At 61.5% G+C, this 22,097-nt stretch carries 19 protein-coding genes; 9 read left to right on the top strand and 10 right to left on the bottom strand.

The window, feature by feature from the left end:
• Nucleotides 1–83: 83 nt before the first annotated feature.
• Entirely contained in the window at nt 84–1,832 is a 1,749-nt protein-coding gene (locus CVS28_RS17705; RefSeq protein WP_103467128.1) for a pyruvate dehydrogenase, read from the top strand.
• 25 nt (nt 1,833–1,857) lie between these two features.
• On the top strand, nt 1,858–2,244 hold the full coding sequence (locus CVS28_RS17710) for a DUF1304 domain-containing protein (RefSeq protein ID WP_103467127.1): 387 nt from the start codon (nt 1,858–1,860) through the stop codon (nt 2,242–2,244).
• 125 nt (nt 2,245–2,369) lie between these two features.
• Here CVS28_RS17710 and CVS28_RS17715 read toward each other — a convergent pair whose 3' ends face one another.
• The 4 genes from CVS28_RS17715 to CVS28_RS17730 all read right to left on the bottom strand — a co-directional run bounded on the left by CVS28_RS17715 (nt 2,370) and on the right by CVS28_RS17730 (nt 7,618).
• Nucleotides 2,370–3,701 carry a sugar ABC transporter substrate-binding protein gene (locus tag CVS28_RS17715; RefSeq protein ID WP_103482335.1) on the bottom strand — a complete coding sequence of 444 codons (1,332 nt, stop codon included), beginning with the start codon at nt 3,699–3,701 and terminating at the stop codon, nt 2,370–2,372.
• A 52-nt stretch (nt 3,702–3,753) separates the two neighbouring features.
• Nucleotides 3,754–4,581 (bottom strand): carbohydrate ABC transporter permease, encoded by an 828-nt coding sequence (locus tag CVS28_RS17720; protein ID WP_165788198.1) that lies wholly within the window; start codon nt 4,579–4,581, stop codon nt 3,754–3,756.
• 95 nt (nt 4,582–4,676) lie between these two features.
• The gene (locus CVS28_RS17725) at nt 4,677–5,594 is read right to left on the bottom strand and encodes a carbohydrate ABC transporter permease (RefSeq protein WP_103467125.1); all 918 of its coding nucleotides are present in this window, start codon (nt 5,592–5,594) and stop codon (nt 4,677–4,679) included.
• Nucleotides 5,591–7,618, bottom strand: a complete 2,028-nt coding sequence (locus CVS28_RS17730; protein ID WP_103482336.1) for a beta-galactosidase — start codon at nt 7,616–7,618, stop codon at nt 5,591–5,593. Before CVS28_RS17730 ends, CVS28_RS17725 begins: the two co-directional genes overlap by 4 nt.
• Before the next feature lie 190 nt (nt 7,619–7,808).
• On the opposite strand from CVS28_RS17730, the gene CVS28_RS17735 reads away from it, so the two are divergent.
• Nucleotides 7,809–8,831, top strand: a complete 1,023-nt coding sequence (locus CVS28_RS17735) for a LacI family DNA-binding transcriptional regulator (RefSeq protein ID WP_103467123.1) — start codon at nt 7,809–7,811, stop codon at nt 8,829–8,831.
• A gap of 79 nt (nt 8,832–8,910) precedes the next feature.
• On the opposite strand, the gene CVS28_RS17740 is transcribed toward CVS28_RS17735, so the two are convergent.
• Nucleotides 8,911–11,064: an alpha-galactosidase gene (locus tag CVS28_RS17740; RefSeq protein ID WP_103482337.1), complete on the bottom strand. Its 2,154-nt coding sequence runs from the start codon at nt 11,062–11,064 to the stop codon at nt 8,911–8,913.
• A gap of 111 nt (nt 11,065–11,175) precedes the next feature.
• Nucleotides 11,176–12,186, bottom strand: coding sequence for a YdcF family protein (locus CVS28_RS17745; RefSeq protein WP_243399965.1), 1,011 nt, complete (start codon nt 12,184–12,186; stop codon nt 11,176–11,178).
• A gap of 166 nt (nt 12,187–12,352) precedes the next feature.
• Here CVS28_RS17745 and rlmN point away from each other — a divergent pair, with 166 nt between their 5' ends.
• Nucleotides 12,353–13,612 carry a dual-specificity RNA methyltransferase RlmN gene (gene rlmN / locus CVS28_RS17750; RefSeq protein ID WP_103467121.1) on the top strand — a complete coding sequence of 420 codons (1,260 nt, stop codon included), beginning with the start codon at nt 12,353–12,355 and terminating at the stop codon, nt 13,610–13,612.
• 66 nt (nt 13,613–13,678) lie between these two features.
• Here rlmN and CVS28_RS17755 read toward each other — a convergent pair whose 3' ends face one another.
• Nucleotides 13,679–14,365, bottom strand: a complete 687-nt coding sequence (locus CVS28_RS17755) for a peptidyl-tRNA hydrolase (protein ID WP_103482338.1) — start codon at nt 14,363–14,365, stop codon at nt 13,679–13,681.
• Nucleotides 14,366–14,468: 103 nt separating this feature from the next.
• Here CVS28_RS17755 and CVS28_RS17760 point away from each other — a divergent pair, with 103 nt between their 5' ends.
• A complete protein-coding gene (locus tag CVS28_RS17760; protein ID WP_103482339.1) occupies nt 14,469–15,680 on the top strand; it encodes an aminotransferase class I/II-fold pyridoxal phosphate-dependent enzyme in 1,212 nt (403 codons plus the stop codon).
• A 42-nt stretch (nt 15,681–15,722) separates the two neighbouring features.
• On the opposite strand, the gene CVS28_RS17765 is transcribed toward CVS28_RS17760, so the two are convergent.
• Nucleotides 15,723–16,157, bottom strand: a complete 435-nt coding sequence (locus CVS28_RS17765; protein ID WP_103467118.1) for an acyl-CoA thioesterase — start codon at nt 16,155–16,157, stop codon at nt 15,723–15,725.
• Between the two features lie 228 nt (nt 16,158–16,385).
• Between CVS28_RS17765 and CVS28_RS17770 the strand changes: the two genes are divergently transcribed.
• A complete protein-coding gene (locus CVS28_RS17770; RefSeq protein WP_103467117.1) occupies nt 16,386–16,832 on the top strand; it encodes a hypothetical protein in 447 nt (148 codons plus the stop codon).
• 70 nt (nt 16,833–16,902) lie between these two features.
• Here the strand turns inward: CVS28_RS17770 and purB are convergent, their stop codons facing one another.
• Entirely contained in the window at nt 16,903–18,345 is a 1,443-nt protein-coding gene (gene purB / locus CVS28_RS17775; RefSeq protein ID WP_103467116.1) for an adenylosuccinate lyase, read from the bottom strand.
• A 137-nt stretch (nt 18,346–18,482) separates the two neighbouring features.
• On the opposite strand from purB, the gene CVS28_RS17780 reads away from it, so the two are divergent.
• A complete protein-coding gene (locus CVS28_RS17780) occupies nt 18,483–18,857 on the top strand; it encodes a hypothetical protein (RefSeq protein ID WP_133159190.1) in 375 nt (124 codons plus the stop codon).
• Between the two features lie 43 nt (nt 18,858–18,900).
• Entirely contained in the window at nt 18,901–20,484 is a 1,584-nt protein-coding gene (locus CVS28_RS17785; protein ID WP_103482341.1) for a hypothetical protein, read from the top strand.
• A gap of 10 nt (nt 20,485–20,494) precedes the next feature.
• Here CVS28_RS17785 and CVS28_RS17790 read toward each other — a convergent pair whose 3' ends face one another.
• The gene (locus CVS28_RS17790; protein WP_103467113.1) at nt 20,495–20,899 is read right to left on the bottom strand and encodes a phage holin family protein; all 405 of its coding nucleotides are present in this window, start codon (nt 20,897–20,899) and stop codon (nt 20,495–20,497) included.
• Nucleotides 20,900–20,965: 66 nt separating this feature from the next.
• Between CVS28_RS17790 and CVS28_RS17795 the strand changes: the two genes are divergently transcribed.
• Complete coding sequence (locus CVS28_RS17795) at nt 20,966–22,087, top strand: histidinol-phosphate transaminase (protein ID WP_103482342.1); 1,122 nt, start codon at nt 20,966–20,968, stop codon at nt 22,085–22,087.
• The last annotated feature ends 10 nt before the right edge of the window (nt 22,088–22,097 follow it).

Consider the following 22,097-nt stretch of genomic DNA (forward strand, 5'->3'; position numbering starts at 1 on the left):
TTGCGTGCCCGAATCACGGGCGCGGGGACTATATTGGCATCAAAGCGTTCACCCAGGATCACCCAACAGCGGGAGGGCCAGCCATGGCCAAGGAACTTGCCAGCCAACTGATCGAACAATTACAGTCAGCCGGTGTGCGGCGCATCTACGGGATAGTGGGGGACAGCCTCAACCCTCTAGTGGATGCGGTGCGTAAAACCGGCGGCTCCAGCAACGGCGGGATCGACTGGATCCACGTCCGTCACGAAGAAGCCGCGGCCTTTGCAGCAGGCGCCGAAGCGCAACTGACGGGGGAGCTGGCCGTGTGTGCCGGTTCCTGCGGGCCAGGAAACCTGCATCTGATGAACGGCCTCTATGACGCCAACCGCACGGGCGCACCCGTGCTGGCCATCGCCTCGCACCTGCCCAGCGTGCAAATTGGCAGCGGCTTTTTTCAGGAGACCCACCCAGACCGACTTTTTGGTGAATGTTCGGTGTACTCGGAGTTGATTAGCACCTCCGACCAGGCACCGCGGGTGCTTCACAACGCGATCCAACATGCTGTGGGCTTGCGCGGGGTGGCTGTGGTGACGCTGCCCGGCGACATTGCCAGCCTGCCCGCCACTGCACCATCGCCCCTGCAGCGCCCTCTGCGTCCGGCCACGCTGGTGCCGGCCCCGGACAGTATCAAGGAGTTGGCCGATGCCATCAACGGCGCCCAAAAGGTAGCTATCTTTGCCGGTGCCGGCGTGCAGGGCGCCCATGATGAGGTGGTGGCTCTGGCAGCTAAAATCAATGCCCCGATCGGCCACAGCCTGCGCGGCAAGGACTTCATCCAATACAACAACCCGTACGACATCGGCATGACCGGGCTGTTGGGCTACGGCGCAGCCGCAGAGGGGATCGAAGACGCTGACCTGTTGATCATGCTTGGCACCGATTTTCCGTATGACCAGTTCCTGCCTTCCACCAGAACCGCGCAGGTGGACAGGGCGCCGGAGCATTTGGGGCGGCGAACGGATGTGGACATTGCTGTTCACGGCGACGTTTTGCCTGCCCTCCAGGCGCTTATGCCCCTGATAGAGGAGAAGGAGAATTCCAAGTTCCTCGATGCAATCCTGAAAAAACACGACCGACTCATGAACAAATCGGTGGGCGCCTACACGCGCAAGGCTGACAAGCTGGTCCCCATCCACCCGGAATACGCAGCCTCCCTGCTTGATGAGATTGCCGCTGACGACGCGATTTTCACCGCCGACACCGGCATGTGCAATGTCTGGACGGCCCGCTACATCAACCCCCTGGGCACGCGGCGATTGATTGGTTCCTATCTGCACGGTTCCATGGCCAATGCTTTGCCCCAAGCCATCGGGGCGCAAGCCGCCTACCCGGACCGGCAGGTCATCTCCGTCTCCGGCGACGGCGGCCTGTCCATGCTGCTGGGTGAATTGATCACAGTTGCCGCCCACAAGCTGCCGATCAATGTGGTGGTGTTCAATAACTCCACCTTGGGCATGGTGAAACTGGAAATGCTGGTGGACGGGCTGCAGGACTTTGGCGTGGATGTCCCCGACGTCAACTATGCCGCCGTAGCGGCGGCGCTGGGCTTCCACGCCGTGCGCGTCTCGGACCCGGCGTATATCGCCGACGCCTACCGAGCCGCCTTCGCCCACAACGGACCCTCACTGGTGGAACTGATCACCGACCCCAATGCCCTGTCGATTCCGCCTAAGATCAAGGGCGGGCAGATCATCGGTTTTGCCACGGCCATGTCCAAGATAGTCCTGAACAAGGGAGCCGGCGAGGCCGTCAGCATGGCCCGCTCCAACCTGCGCAACATCCCGCGCGGCTAACACAACCCCATACCGAAGGATTCACATGCTTACCGCTGCCCTCATCGTTGCCGCCCTCGCCGCGCTAGTCCACGTCTACATCTTTGTACTGGAATCGCTGCGTTGGACAGAGGAGAGCACCAGGAAGACGTTCGGCACCTCTGTTGAAGAAGCGAACGCGACCAAGGAACTTGCCTTCAACCAAGGTTTTTACAACCTGTTCCTGGCCGTGGTGACCGCGGCCGGCATCATCGCTGCCGCCGCCGGCCACCACGGGGTGGGTGCCGCGCTGGTCCTGGCCGGGGCAGGTTCCATGCTTGCCGCGGGCCTGGTTCTGCTTATTTCATCGCCTGCGAAAGCAAAAGCGGCACTGGTGCAGCTCACCTTCCCGCTGATCGCCGTCGTACTGGTTGTGGCGTGGCTGATTTTCTAATTCATTGTGTAGCGCACCAAGGAACGTGACGCTCCGCCCGGTCAGGGAGATGTCGAGCCCAGCGGAACACAATGAGGGGCAGACCAATTGGTCTGCCCCTCATTGTGTTCCGAGCAAGGCTGTGGTTATTCAGCCACGGGAATTGATTGGGTGGTGAGTTCCTTGATTGTTGCGTCTTGAGCGGATTTCAACGAATCCAGAAGAGTTCCCTTGCCGGTAACGGCTGCTTTGAAGCCGTCTGACACGCTGTTGTAGGTTTGGGTCATTGTCGGGCCCCACACGAAAGTGCTGGAAACTTGGCTGGCCGAAGCGGCAAATACGTCATAGATCTTCTGGTCGCCGAAGAATTCGACGCCGTTCTTCAGCGAGGGGAGATCCAGTCCAGCCGTTGTAGCCGGGTACAGGTTTGCGGACTCGTTAAGCAAGGTCAGGGATTCGCTTGAGGTGTTGAGCCAGAGCGCGAACTTTGAAGCTTCGTAGGGGTGCTCGGAACCGGTGAAGACAACCGTTGAGGAACCGCCCCAGTTTCCACTGGTGTTATCGTCCTTCTTCCACTGGGGCATCGGAGCGACGCTCCAATTTCCTGCGGTGTCAGGTGCTCCGGATGCGATGGAGTTTGCGCCCCATACTGCAGAGTTCCAGCTCCAGACCTTGCCAGTGTTGTAGGCGTTGTCCCATTCGGACGTCCAACCGGGGTAACTGGAAACAAGGTCGCGGTCGATCAGGTCTTGCCAGTATTTCGCAACGGTGGTGCTTCCGGTGCCGGCCAGTGCGACTTCCCACTTGTCGCCGTCGTTCTTGAACCAGGTGTCGCCGGTCTGCCATACCAGGCCGGCGAACTGATTGACGTCATTCTGTGAGAAGTTGGTGATGTAGCTGCCGGTCTTGCGGACTTCAACGGCAGCTGCTTCGAACTCTTCCCACGTGGTGGGAACCGCAATGTTGTTCTCCTTGAAGAGATCGCTGCGGTAGAAGAGCGCCATGGGGCCGGTGTCCTGGGGAATTCCGTAAGCGGCTCCCTCTTCGCCGAAACTGACCTGATTCCATGCCCACGGAATGAAGGTGCTTTCTGCGTCAGCTACGTCCTGGCACGCGGCAATGTTTGTCAGACCGTCCTGAACGCGGAAGTTTGGCAGGGCATCGTATTCAACCTGCCCCAGGTCCGGGGCGTTGCCGGCCTTGAGCTGGTTGAAGAAGTTCTGGTACGTTCCACTGTTCCCGTTAGGCCCGGTTTGCACCTTGACCTGAATGTCCGGATTCGACTTGTTCCAAACCTCAACCACGCCTTCAATCCCGGGGATCCATGATGTGAAGGAGAGGGTGACAGGGGTGTCGGACGGTGAACAATCGATGGCGGCACCGGCACCGGCAGTGCCGCTCGAATCACTGCTTGAGCACCCGGTGAGGGCAATGGCTGAAAGGACGACGACTGCAATGGCGCTTTTAAAGGGTTTCATTTCTTCCTTGAAGTGATTGTTTTAAAGGGATAAGAAAATGCAGGGGTGAAAACTATTTGACCGAGCCTGCGCCCAGTCCGCTGCGCCAGAACCGCTGCAGGAACAAGAACGCCACGATCAGCGGAATGATCGATAGCAGCGCGCCGACCAGTACATACATCCGGAGCTCAGGGATCTGGTTGATCTGAGAGTTCCAGGTGTAAAGCCCGAGGGTAACGGGGAAGTTTGCCTCATCGCGCAGCATGATGAGCGGGAGGAAGAAGTTGTTCCAAATCGCGACGAATTGGAAGAGGAAAACGGTAACCAAAGCCGGGAACATCAGCTTCACCGAAACGCTGAAGAAGGTGCGAACTTCGCTGGCACCATCCAATCGGGCGGCTTCCATGAGCTCGTCGGGGACGCTTGAGCCGGCATAGATACGGGTCAGGTAAACACCAAACGGGCTCACGATGCTGGGCAGGAATACGGCCCAGAAGGTATTGGTCGCGTTGATCTGGCTGAACATGAGGAACAGCGGGAGGGCCAAGGCTGTTGCCGGAACCAGCACGCCGCCAAGAATGACATTGAAGATCAGCTCCCGGCCCTTGAAGCTGTACTTAGCCAGGGCGTAACCGCACATTCCGGCAAGAACTGTAGCTACCAGGGCGCCACCGCCGGCGTAAGCCAGGCTGTTGCCAATCCAGCGCAGGAATACGCCGTCGCGGTAGGTCAGGACATTGCCGACGTTCTCGAAGAAGTTGACCTCTGAAAACCAGAGCGGGTTGGTGCTGGTCAGATCGCCCTTGGATTTCGTTGCGGAAACGAAGAGCCACCAGATCGGGATGAGGAAGTAAAAGGCGAAGACCACCATGATGAGCATGGCGCCCATACGCGGGAGCATTTGCTCACGGGGGCCGCGGGCCTGGGAATAGGTTATGGCGGGTTCACGCCGTCGGCTGCTCGGCTTCGAAGGGCTCGTTGCTTGCTTGTTCACGATCAGTTGCCCTTCGGGTGGGTGAACTTAAGGAAGGCGAAAGACAAAATGAAGGTTGTCAACGCAAGGACAACAGACATCGCCGCAGCCAGGTGGATGTTCGGGATGGACGAGGTGGTCAGAACCGCCAGGTTAGGTGTGAACGTGCTGTTGACCGCAGAACTGAACGTGCGGAAAACCTGGGGTTCGGCAAGAAGCTGCAGTGTTCCAATGATGGAGAAAATGGCCGTCATGACAATGGCGGGAGTCACTAGCGGAATCTTGATGGACAGGGCAATGCGTAGCTGCCCGGCGCCGTCGAGCCGTGCCGCCTCATAGATCTCCGTCGGGATCGACAGCAGCGAGGAGTAGATGATGAGCATGTTGTAACCAACAAAGACCCAGGTCACCACATTGGCCATGGCCCACAGCACCAAGTCGGCCGAGAGGAAGTCGATCTTGCTGGTGACGTCCGTGAACGGGGACAGGTTGGGCGAGTACAAGAATCCCCACATGATGGCGGCGATGACGCCGGGGACTGCGTACGGAACAAAGAACGCGAGGCGGAAGAACTTCTTACCGCGGACCAGCGGAGAATCCAGCAGCAAGGCAAAGAGGAGCGCCAAGCCCAGCATTACCGGGACTTGCACGACACCAAACAAGAACACCCTGCCGATGGATTCCCAGAAGGGGCCGTTCTGGAAAACGGCGATGTATTGGGTGAAGCCACCGAATACTTCCTTCGCCTTCCCGAATGTGCCCTGCCGGTCCACCTTCAGGAACGATTGGTAGAGGGCATAGCTGATGGGAGCTAAGTAGAACAAGAGGAAGAGTACGCCGAACGGTGCTACAAAGAGCACGATCGCTTTCTTGAATTTGTTCTTCGGCTTCCGGTTTTCAAGCACCGCTGGCTCAGCGTTGAGCAGTTCAGTGCGGCTCATGGCAGTACTACCTCTCGGATTACACGTACAGCTCCCGCAGGAACCGTGAGTGTCTGGGAAATGTCAGTTTTGGTGAGAATCTCGTGCCCCGTGATGGATACGCGGCGCTCCTGTTGGCTGTGGTTGATGATGAACAAATAAGAATTGTCAGCACCCGTACGTCGCACCATTTCCAGATTGGCGTCCGCCTCGGGGGCAACTGGTGCCACGCCTGCGCCGTCGAGCGCGTTGCGGACAACACTGGTCAATCCGGCCGGGTCCAAGACGGTTCCGAGGTACCAAGCGCGTCCCTGGCCAAAATCGTTGACCGTGACGGCAGCGCCACCGGGCGTTGGCCCATCAACGTAGGAAGCGACGGCGGTTGCCCCGTGCAAGGTGGTCTTTTCGGCCCAGAGCGAGGACGTCCGGCCGTCGGAGAGTTCCACAACCTGCTCCGGCAGCAGTGGGGCGAACTCTTCGGTGCGGATCCCTAGCATGTCCCGGAAGGCGCCCGGGTAGCCGCCGGTGCGCACACGGTCTTCGTCGTCAACGATTCCGCTGTAGAAGGTGACCACCGCGTGCCCGCCGTTCTGCACATAATCATTGATCTGTGCGGCGTGGGCGTCGGAGATCATGTACAGGGTGGGGACGACGACGAGCGAGAATCCGCTCAGATCGGAGCCCGGGGCCACCATGGTCACGGTGATGCCCTGAGCATGGAAGGCCGCATAGATCGCGTGGGCCTGTTCCAAGTAGGAGATTGCGGCGGAAGGACGCGTTTCGGCGTCAACTGCCCACCAGGATTCCCAGCTGAACACGAAGGCAACGTTGGATTCAACGCGGCTGCCAACAACCTCGGCCAAGCCGGCAACGGTTTCGCCCAGTTCCACAACGTCGCGCCAGAGCTGACTGTCCTTGCCAGCATGGGGCATGAGCGCGGAATGGAACTTCTCGGATCCCTGGAGGGAGGCCCGCCACTGGAAGAAGCAGACGCCGTCGGCACCGCGGGCCACATGAGCCAAGGAGTTGCGCAGCATTTCGCCCGGCGCCTTGGCCACGTTGTGTGGCTGCCAGTTGACGCCTCCGGTGGAGTGTTCCATGAGAATCCACGGAGCATTCTTGGCCAGTCCTCGGGTGAGGTCTGCGGAGAACGACAGCTCCGTGGTGGGCTCGCCCAGCCGGTGATCCAAGTAGTGATCATTGGCGATGATGTCCATGTCCGCTGTCCACGTGAAATAATCCATGTTGCGGATGTGGGCTGTCACCATGAAGTTGGTGGTCACGGGGATGTCGCTGTGCCGACGAATGATGTCCGCTTCGAGCAGGTAGTTGCTGCGCAGTTCATCGCTGCTGAAGCGACGGAAGTCCATGCTCTGGCCGGGGTTGCGGCTGGAGAGGGTAAGTCGGGGTGTCCAGATTTCGTTCCAGTCGGAAACTCGCTGGCTCCAGAAATCGGTGCCCCACGCTGTGTTGAGTGCATCAAGGTTCTCATAGCGCTTCATCAGCCAGTCACGGAACGCAGCCGAGGAGGTTTCGCAGTAGCAGTGCGCGTTGTGGCAACCAATTTCGTTGGACACATGCCACAGTGCGACGGCGGGATGGCTTCCGTAGCGCTGGGCTACCTGCTCCACGAGGAGGGCGGCATGGTGCCGGTAGATCGGTGAGCTGGGGCAGAACGCCTGCCGCCCGCCCGGGTACCGCCGGGTGCCATCTTCGACCTTGGGCAGAACCTCGGGGAAAGTGGTTGTCAGCCATGGCGGGGGAGAGGCAGTGGCCGTTCCCAGGTTGATGCTGATTCCGTTTGCGTGCAGCAAGTCGATGATGGCGTCGAGGTTGGTGAAGTTGTACTCACCTTGGCGTGGCTCAAGGTGTGACCAGCCAAAAATGTTGATAGCAACAAAGTTGACGCCTGCCTGCTTCATCGCGGCAACATCGTCAACCCAAACAGCGAGATCCCATTGTTCCGGGTTGTAGTCGCACCCAAAGGCCAATCCGGAATCCAAATCGATGATTGGACGGGGAGGCCCCTCGTGTGAGCTGTGCATGAAAATCCTTACGTGGTGCGAAGTGATGATTCACAGCCAACGCCTCACGCCTCTGTGAACGTTCACAGGTTTGCGTGCCCCATTCGGCGGAACGATTTTCTGTGAACGTACACAGACTATGGTTGGCGTCACAAAGTTGTCAAGTTATTTTCGATGTCGGCTTGCTTCACAGCCCCGGTAAGGTTGAGGAATGACTCCCTCACCCGGCAGAAAAAAGCGCTCAACCATTCTTGATGTTGCAACGGTTGCAGGGATTTCGCGGGGAACGGTGAGTAGGGTCCTCAACGGCGAACCCTATGTTTCCGATGAGGCACGGGTTGCCGTGAACAAGGCCATCAAGGAAGTTGGCTATGTTCCCAACATGGCTGCCCGGAACTTGGTACGCCAACGCTCTCAAGCCGTGGGGCTGCTCATTCACGAGCCGCATGCGCTGTTCTTGGAAGATCCAAACATCGGCTCGATCATGCTCGGGGCGAATACCGTGCTCTCACAAGCCGGGTATCAGATGGTGTGTTTGATTATCGATTCCGAGCTGGATGTCAACAGGATTGGGCAGTACCTCAACGGCGGATCCATCGACGGTGCGATTGTTATTTCAGCGGGCGAGAATGATCCCATCACGGAGCTCATTGAGCAGCTGGCCATGGCCTCGGCTTTCGTGGGGTTGCCGCCCAATCATCGCCCGCTTCCTTTCGTGTCCATCGACAACAAGAAGGCGGCGGCAGAGATTACGGCACGGCTCAAAGCCTCGGGGCGAACGCAGATCGGCATGATCGCTTCTGCCTTGGGTCGCGCAGCGGGAGCCGATCGACTTGCCGGTTTTGAGGACGCCCTGGGATCGAGTTATCGCCCCGAGCTCGTAGCGATGGTGGAGCACTTCTCCTTTGACGCCGGCATTGCCGGCATGCGCGAACTTCTTGAAAGATGCCCCACCATCGATGCGGTTTTCGCAGCCTCGGACGCCGTTGCTGCGGGGGCGTTGAGCGTGCTGCAGCGGATTGGCCGCCGGGTCCCCGAGGATATCGCCGTGGTCGGATTCGATGACAGCGTCTGGGCGCAGCGCACCAACCCCCCGCTCTCCACGGTGCGCCAGCCCGCCTCCGAGCTCGGCGCGCAGGCCGCCGAACTGGTCCTGGCCCAGCTGAGGGGCGAGGAGATCAACCGCGGTGGCGTGTACCTGGAAACATCCATCGTGTGGCGAGATTCCGCCTGAGCCCTACGACGGCGGCACTCTCCACTGGTGGGCAGGTCCCGTTCAAGGGCCCGCCCACCAGTGAGGTGTTGCTACGCGTTTAGCTGCTTGGTGCAGCTTCGGCGTCAACCCTGGCGAGCATGATGAGCACCGATTGTTCGGGGAAGAGGACAGGGGCGGCGATGCCCACGGCGCCCAGGACGGTGCCCGAGAGCACGCTCTCATGCAGGGGCCAGTCCAGCGGGGATTGCCCATTGCCGACTTCGTCATCGAGAGGATGCGACAAGGTCACGCGGTAGCGGCCCTCGGGGGACAAACCGGGCAGGGCGATCCGGCCCGAAGGGTACGTAATCGAGGCTTCTCGCTGGGTGAGTGCAAAGACGGCGCGCTCGCCGTCCTGGGCCACCACACCACGCACGTCCAAGGCGGGATCGGCGAGATCGGCGTGAACAGAGATGCCTGTGTGGAACAGTTCCCGGTTGTCCTTGTGGAAGGCCACCCACTGGGCAAGTTCCGCGGTTTGTGCCTCGCTGATATCGGTGATGTTCCATTCGATGCCGAAGTGACCAAAGATGGCTGTTCGGGCCATGAACCCGAGGCTGTGTTGGCGACGGGTGGAATGCGAGATGGGCCCACCGATGTGGGCGCCCATCAGCTCGTAGGGGACCAGTAGGCCGGTGTTGGCCTGATTGTCGAGCCTTTCGATCGGGTCGATGCAGTCGCTCGTCCAGATCCTGTCCGTGTAGTCCAAGATGCCAAGGTCCACGCGGGCACCACCGGAAGCGCAGCTTTCAATCTCCACGTCGGGGTGCCGGAATTTCAGCTCCGCCAGCAACCGGTACAAGGCCAGTGTGGTTTCACGGACAGCGGCGTGGCCGGTGCGCGGATCGGCGGCGTCGAGCAGGTCCCGGTTGTGGTCCCACTTGATATAGCTGATGGGGTACTCGCCAAGGATGGCACTGATGCGTTCGAGCAGGTAGTCAAAGCAATCCGGGTGGGCCAGGTTGAGCACTTGTTGTTGGCGGCCACTGGCGGGCCAACGGCCGTCGGCGTGCAGAATCCACTCGGGATGGTTACGGGCCAGCTCACTGTCAGGATTGACCATTTCGGGTTCAAACCACAGGCCAAACTCCATGCCAAGCTCGTGGACGTGGTTGATGATGGGGCCCAGGCCCTGGGCCCACACACCGGGATCAACAAACCAGTCACCCAAACCGGCGGTGTCGTCCCGGCGGCCCAGGAACCAGCCATCGTCAAGCACAAAACGCTCCACGCCGACGGCGGCGGCCTTGTCTGCCAGGGTCGTCAAGGTGGCGAGATCGTGGTCGAAGTAGACGGCCTCCCAGGTGTTCAAGGTGACAGGGCGCGGCCGGGAGGGATGCTGCGGGCGTTGGCGCAAATCTTGATGGAAACGCCCAGACAACTCGTCCAAGCCGATGCCCCAGGAGCCGAGTGCCCAAGGGGTGGAGTAGTTTTCCCCTGGCGCCAGCACTACTTCCCCGGGTAGCAGCAGCTCTCCGGCACTTAAGAAGTTGTCGCTGGTAATGGTGCGTTCGGCACTGAGCCGATGGTTTCCGCTCCAGGCCAGATGGACGCCGTGGACCAGGCCGCTGCGATGGCCAAAGCCGGCAGAGCCGGCCAACATGAGCAGTGTTGCGTCTGCGCCGGGACGACCTCGGCGACTTTCGCGCACGTGTGCGCCGACGGTGAGAGGACGCTGCTGGACGGACCGTTCCTTCAAATGGCGCCCAGTGGCGTCTTGAATGGTGGTGGCCGTCGCAGGCAACGGGAAGAGTGTGGCGAGCTGGTGCAGCTGATAGTCAGTGGATCCCAGGTTCGTCAGGGTGTGCCGTTGTTGCAGCACGCCATGGGGGCTTAGAGCCACTTCGGTGACCAAGCGCAGTTTGGCTGCGGAGTCTTCGGAGGTGATGGTGAGGCTGTGCGCGGTGGAGGTGACCGCCGTCGTGCTTAATGCGCTGGCCCATGCTGTGCCGTTGCGCTGACCCAGGAGGGCCGGTGAACCCTGCCACCCAAACACTTCCTGGGGCAGGAGCGTCAACCGTGCGGGAACGTCAATTCCGCCTGACACGCGCTGGGGACGCGCGGCGATGGCAATGGCCGCCAGCTCGGATTCCGGCAACTTACCTGTGGCGGGCCCCCAATGGACGATCGCGGGGATGCCTGGTGTGCTCAGGTCAACGATGACCGAGGTGCCGCCGCGATGTAGTTGGGCGTAAGAAGCGTCAATATTCATGCATAAGTTTTATAACGAAAATAATTAGACTGTCAAAAGTCGCGCCGCTGAATTTAAGCGGATGCTCGCAGTCCCTTACTGTGGCTTACAACGGCAGCGCCGTCATCGAGGTCACTGTGAGACGGTGATGATGGCGGCCGTCACGAACACCGTCAGTGCCACAAACGGCAGGCACATGATGAGGTGCAGTTTTTTGTGTTCCCTCAGGATGGCGACGAATTCGCGCAGGAACGCGCTGGGCAAAAAGTACCGCGCCGTGGGGGAGCCGACTACTTGGGCATTGATCCCCAGCTTCCTGGACAGCAGTGCGGCGCGGAGCACATGGTAATTGTTTGTGACGACCAGCAGGGTGCCGTCGCGGCCGTGCTCACGGGCCACAATGGCCGAAAATTGCAGGTTTTGGGCCGTGCTAATAGCCTGATCCTCGGCCACCACATGTGCCACGGGAACCCCGGCAGAGACCAGATATTCGGCCATGGCGACGCCCTCGGGCCGCGATTCGTCCCAGCCCTGACCGCCGCTTGGAATAAGCAACGGAGCGGTTTTTGCCGATGCCCCCCGATACACTTCAAGGCCCTTGTCCAGGCGGGAGCGGAGCAGCGGCGGCACTTTCCCCTTGATGATTTGCGAACCCAGAATGACCACGGCGGCCGGGTCTATGGTGTGCTTCATCTTCCCGTAGGCCACCGCATAAGCCAGGAACACCACAAACACCACGCCAAAATAGCTGCACAAGAAAAACAACAGTGCGGCTAAGCCGATCGCCACCGGATTGAGCGTGACCACGAGCAGCGCGGCGAACACCGGGAGTCCCAACAGGGCCAGGCCGGCCAGAAGGGCGAGAAGATTGCCTAAGCTTCGCCCCTCATTGCGCATCATGGTGACGCCGTTGCTGATCAGGAACCCGGCCAGCACCACAATGGCCAACGGCGAGAGCACTACGATGCCAACCGCGATCCATTGGGTCCAAGGGAACCACTGACCGAGTATTTCCGTTATTCCCAACAGTGCAAACCAGCTGGCGGCCACCAACACGATTCCATTGCGCAGCATGCGGGCGTCCTTATGGCGCAGGTAAAAGTACACGCTGCCGAGAAAGACGGCAAGAATCAGGGAAATCATGGTGTCAGCCTACGTGTTTCTGCGAGCTCGGAGACTGGTGGGGGGCCGCGGAACCGTGGCACACGCCGTCGTGCTTGCCTTCGAAAAACGATGCCCGGATGAGGCAAAATGTGATCTTCCCGGCCAAGACGGGACAGGAGCGGGCAACTGAGGGACAATGGAAAGGATGACTTCCCCCGAAAACACCCCCAGCCCTGCCGTCGCCGCATCCGCCGTGACAGCCTCCAAGACACGTCCTGCCCGCCGTGCGGCCCAGGTCATGCCTGCCACCGAGGGCTGGAAGCAGGCCAAGGACCCGGGAGGGCGACCGCTGCTGCAGTTCAAGTCCCCGCGCGTGTCCCAGCCGCCGGTGCACCTGGCGGACATGACGCTGCCCGAGCGTGAGGCGAAGTTCAAGGAGATGGGCCTGCCGGCGTTCCGTGCCAAGCAGCTCTCCGTGCACTATTTCCAGCATTACACCACCGATCCCGAGCGCATGAGCGACCTCCCCAAGGACCGCCGCGCCGAGATTGTGGACACCATGTTCCCCAAGCTTCTGACAGAGGTCAAGCGCCTCACCACGGACAACGGCGACACCATCAAGTTCCTGTGGCGCCTCTTTGACGGCTCCCTCGTGGAGTCAGTGCTGATGCGTTACACGGGCCGCGTCACCTTGTGTGTCTCCAGCCAGTGCGGCTGCGGCATGAACTGCCCGTTCTGCGCCACAGGCCAGGCCGGACTGACCCGCAACATGTCCACCGCGGAAATCCTTGACCAGATTGTCCAGGCCAACCGGGTCATCGCCGAGGGCGGGCTGGGCCACCTGCGCCGCGACGGCGGGCACGACGCCGAGCGCGTCACCAACATTGTTTTCATGGGCATGGGTGAGCCGCTGGCCAACTACAAGCGCGTCATGAAGGCCGTGCACAGGATGGCAGCCGAGGCTCCCGAGGGCCTGGGCATGTCAGCCCGCGGCATCACGGTTTCCACGGTGGGTCTGGTCCCGGCCATCAACAAGCTGGCCGAAGAAGGCATCGCCATCACGTTCGCGCTGTCCCTGCACGCCCCCGATGATGAACTGCGCGATGAGCTGATCCCGGTCAACTCCCAGTGGAAGGTTGATGAGGCGCTTGACGCCGCCTACAACTACTACAAGGTCACGGGCCGCCGCGTCTCCATCGAGTACGCGCTGATCAAGGACATGAACGACCACCCGTGGCGTGCCGAGCTGCTCGCAAAGAAGCTCAACCAGCGCGGCCGCGGCTGGGTGCACGTTAACCCGATCCCGCTGAACCCCACCCCCGGCTCCATCTGGACGTCCTCGGAGCCGGAGGTCATGCAGGAATTCATCAATACGCTCATTGACAACGGCGTGCCCACCACCCTGCGCGACACCCGCGGCAAGGAAATTGACGGCGCCTGCGGGCAGCTCGCCGCCGCCGAGTAGCACTTAGGCTAGTTGCACTTAACGAGAGAACGACGCCGGAACTAAAGTTCCGGCGTCGTTCTTGGGTTAAGCGCTGGTTCGCTTCCACCACGGGCGGGGCTTTTCCGCCGCAACGGTCACATAGGCGGTGGTGGAGCCCGGCTCTATTTCGGTCCTGCCTGCATCCTGGATGACAGGCCCGGCCGACTTGCGGGCACCCTTGTGGAACTCCTTCGCCGGCAGCTCGAGGACACCGAGGGGGAAGCCGTCGGCAGCCCACGCCTCAACCGCGGCCGGCTTGGACTCCAGCACCCACGCGAAAAGCGCGTGAGCGGCCTGGGCGCAGGCCTTGCCAGTGGACATCTCCAGGGACGCGTTCAGCACAATGCTCAGTGGCTGGGGCGGCAGCGGCTCACCGGGTGGCAGTTGCGTGCCGGAAACCTGCAACTTGGCCAGCAGCTTGGGCAGTTCAGCGGCCGGCATGGGTGGCAGGCCCACGGCGCTTGCTTCGCCAACCGTTGCCAGCACGTGCTCGGGGAACGCGGCGAGGACCTTGGCGAACATCTTGGCGTCGGCACGCCTGACCGTTTTGCCGAACGCTCCGGATGCCCACAGGCGCCAGTCGGGATTTTCGCGGTCGCGCAGGAACGCCTGCGCGGAGGCCAGTGCGGCCGCGGCAATGCCGTGCTGCTCGCTGGCAGGTTCCTCGCGGTCTACCAGCAAAATGATGGGCTGGATCAGTTCCTGGGGGCTGCTGTCGGCGTATTCACTCACCCCTTAAGCGTATGGGTATCCGCGGGGGCATGTGACAAGCTGGAACTCTTGCACGTTCGTCCCCACTGCCCGGCGTGCAAACAGAATCTGCCCAGGAGTTCACATGCGCAAACCCCTTGCTGTTGCCCGCCGCGCGAACGTGCAGCCCTTTGCTGTCATGGATATCCTGCAACGAGTGGCCGACCTCCGCGCCCAGGGGCGATCAGTCATCTCCCTGTGCGCCGGCGAGCCCAGCGGCGGCGCACCCCTTGCCGTTTCCGCGCGGGCTGCAGCACTCCACTCCTCCTCCATGGCCCTGACATATACGCCGCCGCTGGGCATCACTGCGCTGCGCCAAGCAATCGCCGGGCACTACAAGCGTTGGTACGGGTTGGAGATCGCTTCTGGGAACGTTGCTGTCACCACGGGGTCATCGGGCGCGTTCATGCTGGTCTTCTTGGCGGCATTCAACCCGGGTGACAAGGTGGCGCTGGCCCGCCCGGGTTATCCGGCGTACAAGAACATCCTCAAGGCGCTCGGTGTTGAGGTGATTGAGCTCGACGCCGGTGCGGACACCCGCTTCCAGCCCACCCCGGCTATTCTGGACGCCGCCGTGGCTCAGCACGGGCCGTTGGCGGGACTGGTGCTGGCTTCGCCCGCCAATCCCACGGGCACCATGGTGTCCCGGGCCGAGTTGTCCGCCCTGACCCGCTGGTGCGCGGACAATGGCGTCCGCTTGGTCAGTGACGAAATTTACCACGGCATCACCTACCCTTTGCCGGACGCAGTGGATCCGCAAGGCGTGTGTGCCTGGGAACTTGACCGTGCGGGCGTGGTGATTTCCAGCTTCTCCAAATACTGGGGCATGACGGGCTGGCGGCTCGGCTGGGCCATTGTGCCCGACGACTTGATCCAGGCCGTTGATGCGCTGGCCGGCAACATTGCGCTCTGCCCGCCCGCACCGGCCCAAATGGCAGCCCTGGACGCGTTCAACGAGCAATCCTACGCCGAGGCGGACGCTGCGGTGGCGGAGTTTTCCCGCACCCGCGACTATGTGCTGAGCCAGGTGGCCGAGCTGGGCTGGGTTGATGCGGCTCCGGCGGACGGCGCCTTTTACTTTTATGCCAATCTAGGTCCCGCGCTGGCTGGCTTTGCCGATTCGGGGCACTACTGCGCCGCCCTGCTGGAAGAGGCAGGAGTGGCGCTGGTGCCGGGTTCCGACTTTGACGGGGTCGGGGGTCGTTCAACAGTGCGGTTGAGCTTTGCCGCCGGGTACGACGCCGTCCGTGAGGCCTTGGCACGGACCGGAGAGTTCCAGCGCACACGGCGAAGCTGACGTCGGCTGTTGTCCAGGAGGCCCGGGGGTGAGGCTGGCGGCTCAGTCCTCGGGTTCGAAGTGCCCCAGGTGCTGGGTGGGCACCCGGTCCCGGCTGTAGGTGATGGAGTCGTAACCGTGGGGTGCTGGCTTGCCGTCGTCGCCCAGATTCACAAACACGATCTTTTCGATGGTGAGAATCGATTCCCGGGTGAACATGTTGCGCACTTCAGCGCGCATGGTCAACGACGTCCGGCCAAAATGGGTTGCCGTCAGGCCCATCTCCACCAAGTCGCCCTGCCGGGCGGAGGAGACAAAGTTGATCTCAGACATGTACTTGGTGACGGCCCGGCCATTGCCAAGCTGAACGATCGCGTAAATGGCTGCTTCCTCGTCGATCCAGCGCAACAGGCTGCCACCAAAAAGGGTGCCGTTGGCGTTGAGATCTTCGGGGCGGACCCATTTGCGGGTGTGGAATGTGATGTCACCAAGGCTCATAACGATAATTTACTCTCCCGCCGAGGGGGCGTGGCATGGAATGTTAGCCACGACTCACCATGTTTTGCGCCACACAGGCTTATTTGCGCGGCGGCCGCGGGCGAAGGGCGGGTGCGGCATTCATTCCCCCAGAGGCAGCGCCGGCGGCGGACTTGTCCACAAAAGAAGAAAGGGCCCTTCAAGGCGGTTCCCCAGTCTGAGACATTGAACCCATGGAAAGGAAAAACCATGGATCACCATAGTGCTGCCGAGGGGGACGGGTCCCATGCCTCGGACCAAGAAATTGAGCGCCGATTTTGGGAAATGACAGACACCATCATGGTGCCGCACCACAATGAGTGCATGATCTGCTTTCTCATGCGGACCATGACGCTTCTGAAGCAATCCGGCTTTGACATGACCGCAACGTTTCAGAGGCTCAATGCCCCGCGTGCCACCCAGTGGGCCACACGGCTCATGAGGATGGGCATTTTCAGCGACTGTCAGCTGCTCCAGGATGGCGTCATGGTCAACGATGCCATTTGGGAAGCTGACTGCTGCCCGGATTGCGGCATACCCTACGCTGCGCCGGACTGTCTTGAAGTTCGGCACGGCTCAACCCAGCCCTGCAAGCTATGGCGGTGGCGGGCCGACGTCGCGCGGGACAACTTCCAGGCCTGGTTGGAACGCCGCTAAAAAAACGAACGGGCAGTAGTTGTTGATGTTTTTGCCCAACATCAACAACTACTGCCCGTTCGAGAGGGAGTTACTTTTGCAGGTGATCCACCAAGGACTCGGCAATACCGATGTACTTACCCGGGGTGAGATCCAGCAGGCGTGCCTGCGCGTCGGCCGACAGGCCCAAACCGGAGACGAACTCCTGCATGCGGGCGGCGTTCACGCGCTGGCCGCGGGTCAGGTCCTTGAGACGCTCGTAGGGGTCTTCCATGCCTTCGACGCCGGCGATTGCCTCGGCGCGCATGACCATCTGGATGGCCTCGGCGAGAACTTCCCAGTTGTGGTCAAGGTCCTCGGCCAGCACGGCCTCGGCGGTGTCGAGCCGGCCCAGGCCGCCCAAAACGTTGTTAATGGCCAGCAGGGAGTGACCGAACGCCACGCCAATGTTGCGCTGGCTGGAGGAGTCCGTGAGGTCGCGCTGCCAGCGGCTGGTGACCAACGTTGCGCCAAGGGTGTCCAGCAGGGCGTTGGAGAGTTCCAGGTTTGCTTCCGCGTTCTCGAAGCGGATCGGGTTCACCTTGTGCGGCATGGTAGAGGAGCCGGTGGCGCCCGGAACCGGGATCTGCGCAAAGTAGCCGATGGAGATGTAGCTCCACACGTCGGTGCACAGGTTGTGCAGAATGCGGTTGAACCGGGCCATGTCAGCGTAGAGCTCGGCCTGCCAGTCGTGTGATTCGATCTGCGTGGTCAACGGGTTCCATGTCAGGCCCAAGGACTCAACGAAGCCCTTGGCAACGTCCTGCCAGTCGGCAGCCGGGACGGAAGCGTAGTGGGCAGCGTAGGTTCCCGTGGCGCCGTTGATCTTGCCCAGGAATTCAGTCTTGGCAACGCGGTCCAGCTGGCGGGTTAGGCGGTGAGCCGTGACGGCCAGTTCCTTGCCCAGGGTGGTGGGTGTGGCGGGCTGGCCGTGGGTGCGCGACAGCATGGGGACGGCGCGGTTTTCTTCGGCCATTTCAGCAATTTTGGCCACGAGTGTGCGGGCTGCCGGCAGCCACACGTCCTCCACAGCGCCCTTGACGCCCACGGCGTAGGAGAGGTTGTTGATGTCTTCACTGGTGCAACCAAAGTGAACCAGCGGCTTCAAGCGCTCCAGGCCCAGGTCTGCCAGACGGTTACCGATGAAGTACTCAACGGCCTTGACGTCGTGGACGGTGACCTTTTCAATGTCAGCCAGCTCCTGCACAGAGGCTGCGTCAAACTCGGTCACGATGGCGCGCAATCCGGCCTGCTGCGCTGCCGTCAACGGCTCGGTGCCCGGCAAGACGTTGTTGTTGGTCAGGTGGATGAACCACTCAACCTCCACCCCAACGCGGTCACGGTTCAAGGCTGCCTCGGAGAGGTAGTCCACCAACGGTGCTACGGCGCCGGAGTAGCGCCCATCGAGGGGGCCCAAGGCAATGCGCTCGGAGGAAGCGGCCAGGGACTTCCGGCCGGAAGGGATGCGGGCTGTGGCGTTTGCGGAATCAGACATGGCCTAATTCTTTCATGAACAGCCAATTCCTCCACAGCCGGTGCCGACGTTGGAACTATCCACAATTTCATGAAGGGCCGTAGCGCCGCGCAGTGGGCGCCCCTACCGTGGAGGTATCGGTCTTTTCAGGAGGGTCCATGAGCTATCCAATGACTGCCCTTTCGGGTCTCAGTGGGGGAGCCGCACGGGGTGGGCCCTCTGCTGAGGCGGTGTCTGTGGTGGCGCAGCGGCTGGCAGGCATAGCCGGGGAGTTGGAGGGTTTGCGGTTGCAGCTTGGCCGACTCAATGCCATGGATTGGCGCTCGCCCGCGGCCGCTGCGTTCCGCGATTCCCTCGCGGAACGCAATCTGGCCTTGTCGGCGGTGGCGCGGGACGTGACTGCAGCAGTGGCGTCATTGGGAAGCTACGCCCTCTCCTTGCCAGCCGTTCCGCCCAGGCCCGGTGATGGTCCAGGCATGGGTGTGCCGGGCCTAGGAATGCAGGGCTTCGGAATGGCATGGCCATGGCGCTAAGGGAAACAGCTCCGGCGGCAAGCGAGAGAGCAGGATGTGCGCCATGGCGAATCATGACGAAACCAGAACAACGTTTTCCATTGACGGTGGGGCCGGTTCCATCAGCTACACACTGGCGGAGATCTCCGAAGCAGGGACGAACCTTGGCCGCTTGGCGCAACTCATGGAGCCCCTGGCTGATCGTTTGGAAGGGGAGTGGCTATGGCTGTGCCAGGTCTCATCCGGCACGGCGCCCTACCCTTATGCGGCGTTGGATGCCATGCGTGCAGCGCTGTGGTCTTTTCGCAGGGCGCAGGCAGACACAGTCGAGCTTGCCTCGAAAGCCACCCAAGCAGGCGCGAACTACGCCGCCACCGAAGCCCGCAACGCTGGCTTGTCGGCCCAGCTGGGCAGGCTTGCTGCGCTGCGGGACGGCCTGGCCACGTGGGGGCTGGGTTCGCTCGCGCCCTGGAAGGTCGCCTTCGACGCTGCCGGGAAGGTCCAACACGGCAACAAACACGGGATACGCGATGCCTCGGAGAAATTCCTCAACGACGGATCGGCCTACCTTGCAGGTTTGTTGGGCCCTGGCATGGCGGTGCCTTATCTGTTGGCGCAGCTGCGCCAACAGGATGGCCGGAACGCTGGTGGTGCGCCAGCGTTTGCCCTGCGAAAACTCTTTGACGCCACGGGCCTGGCAATCCCTGGACGCCTCGAGGTCCGTCAGGTTCCGGTCCAAGAGTGGCGCCCGGCCGGGATCCCAACCGGCCGGGGTGCGGCCTCCCCAACTCTGGGCGAGCCAGTTGAAATGAAGGCCGGCATCCACGGCATGCTGGCGGGCAGCAGCGATGCCTATGGGTACCCGCCCGGTTCCATTTCAGTGGTGGCGATTCTCCGCCCCGATGGAACCATTGCGTGGGTGGTCCACCTGCCCGGCACCGAAGACTGGTCAACCGTAGACAGCTCCAACCCCTTTGACATGGAAGGCAATATGGAGGCGCTTACGGCGGCCGCACACCAGCGGTTTGAGCAGGAGCAAATTGTGGTGCAGGAACTTATCCGGACAGCCCTGCAGGCAGCCGGTGCCAGCACTGAGCAGGAAGTACTGATTACGGGGCACAGCGGCGGCGGCATCCATGCGGCGGCAGCCGCCGCTAGCCCGGCATTTCTTGGTGACGTCAACGTCACGATGGTGGTCATTGCCGGTGCCCCCGCCAGAAACCAACACGTTCCACCCGGTATTGCTGTGCTGGACCTGCAAAACGAGCATGACATTGTCACCGCCGCAGATTTCGGTGCTCCGCCAGCTGCGGCGAACTGGGTCACCGTGACATCCCACCGGCCCGGCACCATGGAAGGCCAGGCCCCAGGCGCTGTGATGGCGCAGGCGCACTCCGTGACGAATTATCTGCAGGACGCTGCGGCCCTGGATTCGAGCAGCGACCCGTCCGTTGTGGCCATGAGGGAACGGTTGGGCGTCTTCCTGGGAGTGGGAATCGGGGCCGGGGCCACCATCCACGGAGTCAAGACCGTCTATCAAGGCCGGGACGTCAACAACTCCAACAACTCTGCCCCGCAGGGAACACGCGCAAGCAAAGCCGCCAAACAACCAGAGAAGGGAGCTGACTACTCGCCGGGTTCCCGGTGAAAAGGCCGGCTCAGACCCTGTCGGCGGACCGGGTCAAGCCTCCCGCCAGCATGGAGATAAAGCTGATGATCAGGGCGGCCAAAATGGCTGTCCAGAAGAATTCGTCAATCGTGAATTGTACGGGCGAGTAGCTGCTCAACCATGAGGTCAGCCACAGCATGGCCGCGTTGATCACAATGGTGAACAGCCCCAGGGTCAAGATGGTCACGGGCAGCGACAGCAGCTTCACAATGGGCTTGACCAGCGCATTGACCAAGCCAAATATCAGGCCAACAAACAAATATGCCAAGACGGTGCCGAGGGTGGCATCGATTCCCGTGGCCGCGCTGGCGGCAATATTCATGCCGGGCAGAATCCAACTGGCAATCCACAGCGCCACAGCATTGATACCTACTTGAACGAGGAAGTTTCTCATAGCCCTATGGTTCCACAGGTCCCGGCGTAACCGTAGGGACGCCGGGACCTCAACTAGGCTTGGGGCATGACCGAGACAAACAGCACCCACGCCCACGGTGTCCAGCCCCGCCCCGTCGTAGGCCGCCTGCCCAAATATGCTGCAGGAAAACCGCCCGAAGGCGTAGCTGGACTTGAAAGCTTCAAGCTGTCCTCCAACGAGAATCCGTTGGGTCCGGTCCCGGCTGTGATGGAAATTCTGCGCAACAGCGTTGATGTGCACCGTTATCCCGACCCCAGCTGCACATTGCTGCGCAATGCCCTGGGCACCTTTCTGGGCGTCCCGCCCGATGACATTGTCACTGGCGGCGGCAGCCTCGGGGCATTGAATCAGATTCTGGCCGCCTTCGCTGGCCAGAACGAGGACGGCACTGCCGACGAAGTTGTGTATGCGTGGCGGTCCTTTGAGGCCTACCCGATCTGTGTGGGCCTGGCCGGTGCGAAGAGCGTCCAGGTGCCCGTTCGCGCCGACGGCAGCCATGATCTGCCCGCCATGGCTGCTGCGGTCACAGAACGCACCAAAGTGGTGCTGCTGTGCACGCCGAACAACCCCACTGGAACCGTGCTGCGCTCGCAGGAGACGGAAGACTTCATCCGCCAGATCCCCAGCAATGTGGTGGTGGTTATCGACGAGGCGTACCAAGAATTTGTCCGCGCCGACGACGCCGTTGACGGTGTGGAGATCTACCGGAACTACCCCAACGTGGTGGTGCTGCGAACGTTCTCCAAAGCGCATGGGCTCGCCGGTCTACGTGTTGGATACTCCGTCTCCACGCCGGAGATCACCCAGTACCTGAGGGCCGCTGCCACGCCCTTCGCCGTTTCCGGCATTGCCGAGCAGGCCGCCGTCGCATCCTTGGAGCATTACAGCGAAGTTGTAGAAAGAGTACAAAGCCTCGTGGACGAGCGTTCACGTGTGGTTGCCGGCCTGGCAGCCTTGGGCTGGGATATTCCAGATGCTCAGGGCAACTTCGTCTGGCTGGCGTTGGGGGCCAATACCCAAGAGTTTGCGGCGTTGGCCCAAAGCCATGCACTATCCCTGCGCGCATTCGGTGACGAGGGGGTCCGGGTCAGTATCGGCGAGGCTGAGGCCAACACCCGTTTCTTGGAAATCTGTGCGTCCTATACAAAAGAGCCACGGCGTTCCTAGCGGTTAACAA

It is taken from the genome of Arthrobacter glacialis (assembly GCF_002909415.1).
In the GTDB taxonomy this organism is placed as follows: Bacteria; Actinomycetota; Actinomycetes; order Actinomycetales; family Micrococcaceae; genus Specibacter; species Specibacter glacialis.